Source organism: Paraclostridium benzoelyticum, assembly GCF_001006285.1.
Lineage (GTDB): Bacteria > Bacillota > Clostridia > Peptostreptococcales > Peptostreptococcaceae > Paraclostridium > Paraclostridium benzoelyticum.
On record NZ_LBBT01000004.1, the window covers coordinates 1 to 2,651 of the forward strand.

Sequence of the window (2,651 nt, forward strand, 5' to 3'; positions counted from 1 at the left end):
ATGACAAATTTAATAAAAAAATAACAATAATTTTATAATTAATGGATTGTAGATGATATAATGTTCTTAGGTAGGAAAATGGTTTTTTATATTTAATAGGGGTGTAATTTACTAAATAAGGAAGGGCTGAAAAGAGTGTATAATGATTTTAGGGGCTTTATTAATCACTTAGAAAATCCAGCAATTTTATGCAGCGAAACTGGGGAAATACTAGATTTTAATGCACAAATGAAAAAGATTTTTAATTTTGTTGATGTGGACAAGCCATCAAATATATCTGTTTTGGATAGTACATTTAATGAAAATGACTATTTTTCAAACAATAGAAAAAAAATACAGCTTAGAGATTTAAATATGTTTGTAGACGTTTATTCGATTAGAGATTATAAAAATGAATTACAGTATATTTATTTATTTGAAAAATCTATGATAACAGATAAGGTTGTAGAGGATATAATTGAACATATAGATGAAGTTGTAGTTATATTTAATAAAGATGGTGTTATTGAAAAGATGAACAGCTTATGTGATGAAATATTACCATTTAAAAGAAAAGAAGTTCTTGGGAGAAAAATTGACAAACTAGTTTATATGGGATTAGTAGAAGAACCGATAATACTAAATATGCTAGAAGTTAAGAAAAAAACTTATAAAAATATAGTTTATCCTGGAGGGAAAGTTATAGCATACACAGCAGTTCCTATATGGGATAACAAGGGAGAAGTAAAAGGGGGAGTGTTAACTGGTAGAGATATTTCTAGAGTTATAAACTTAGATTCTCCTCATGCGAAAGATTGTACAACATCCACTAATTCGGAATATATAAGCAAAAGTGAAGTTATGGATAATATAAAAAATGTAGTAAAGAGAGCAGCAGCATCTGATTCTTCCATTTTTATAACTGGAGAGTCTGGTGTAGGAAAAGAAATTATAGCTAGAAAAATATGTAAGTATAGTCATAGAAGGGATAAACCATTTATAGCAATTAACTGTGGTGCAATTCCTAATGAGCTCCTAGAATCAGAGTTTTTCGGATATGAAGAAGGTTCTTTTACTGGAGCTAAAAAGTCTGGGAAAAAAGGTCTTTTTGAGCAAGCAAATGGAGGTACTATATTTTTAGATGAAATAGGCGAATTGCCACTTCAAATGCAAAAAAAATTACTTAGAGTTATACAAGAAAATACGATTACTAGAGTTGGAGGGACTAAACCGATAAAAATTGATGTAAGGTATGTAAGTGCTACTAATATTTCAAATGAGGATTTACATGATAATTTGAAGTTTAGACAGGATTTATATTATAGACTTAGTGTTATCCCTATAAAAATACCTCCATTAAGGGAAAGAAAAGAAGACATAATGCCTTTGGTTGAATATTTCTTAGATTTATACAACACTAAATATAATAGAGAAATAAGGATTTCTCCTAAGGTTATGGAATTGTTAAATAATCATTCATGGCCTGGAAACATAAGAGAACTGAAAAATATTATTGAAAGATTTGTTGTTTTATCAGTTAAAAATACGATAGGAGAAGATGAGTTTAATATGCTAATAAATTTAGATGATTTATCTAAGGAAAATGACTTGAAATCTCCGATAGTTGTAAATGGTATTGTAAATTTAAATGAAGCATACAAAATAGTAGATCAGATAATTATACCTAGAGCTATAGATAAGTATGGTTCTATTACACAAGCATCAAAACAAATAGGGATAGATTCTTCTACTATACATAGAAAAATAAAAAGTGGATATTTAAAGCTATAAAATTCGCTTTGCTTGAGCGACTACGTCTGCGAACCACTTCATGTCGCTCAAATTTCATGTCGTCAACGGACACTCGGCAAGTTCGCGTCCCGTTACTCAAACGACTTCGTCCGTTGCTTAAAAACTTTTTTACGCTCAAAATATAATATGTTTATATACTAATTTATATAGAATATAAACTGATTTTTAATAAGCATAATTTTTAAAGCGTAAAAAATAATTATAGTAGTTGCGAAGCATAAATGATTCTGCTATCATTATGGTATAAGTACATATGACTCAAAGAGGCCATGAAGGTTTTAAAACTTTCATGGTTTTTTTTGTTTTATTAGTACAAAAAAAACTCTATATAAAATAGATAGACTTTAACACTATCTATTCCCTTTTATAAGATGCTATATAGCATCTTTTTCTTTTTTAAAAAAACTTATTTCTAAATTATTATTGTAAATAAAGTTTGCAAAACTCTTACAAAAATATGATAGGAAAGTAGGGTCTTTAAATGCTACATCCTTTATAATTGATATAGGTATTCCTATGAAAATACATTCATCTAAAGCTCTTAAACTATATTCAAATTTATTTTGTGTAAACATTTCTAATGAGCCAATAATATTTAAATTATTTATAGAAGGTTTAAGTATATTATTAGTATCAAAAGAATTTTCTAATTTAATAGCAGTTCCCTCTACAAGAAAATATAAGTAATTTGGAGTTGTATTTTTAAGAACTATAAGTTCGTTTGTATTAAAACAATGAAGTTCCATATGTGAGTTCAAATTTACATCAAACATATTATTTATTTTATAATTTTCAATATAATATCTTAAACTATCGTCATGATGAAGTTTAAGCATAAAATCACCCCTTAAAAAATATTA

At 27.3% G+C, this 2,651-nt stretch carries 2 protein-coding genes; one reads left to right on the forward strand and one right to left on the reverse strand.

Features of this window, described 5'->3' with window-relative positions; all coding sequences use genetic code 11:
* Window positions 1-228: 228 nt before the first annotated feature.
* Entirely contained in the window at window positions 229-1,770 is a 1,542-nt protein-coding gene (locus VN21_RS00095; RefSeq protein ID WP_226896651.1) for a sigma-54 interaction domain-containing protein, read from the forward strand.
* A gap of 395 nt (window positions 1,771-2,165) precedes the next feature.
* Here VN21_RS00095 and VN21_RS00100 read toward each other — a convergent pair whose 3' ends face one another.
* Window positions 2,166-2,627 (reverse strand): cyclic nucleotide-binding domain-containing protein, encoded by a 462-nt coding sequence (locus tag VN21_RS00100; protein WP_046821477.1) that lies wholly within the window; start codon window positions 2,625-2,627, stop codon window positions 2,166-2,168.
* Between the last annotated feature and the right edge of the window lie 24 nt (window positions 2,628-2,651).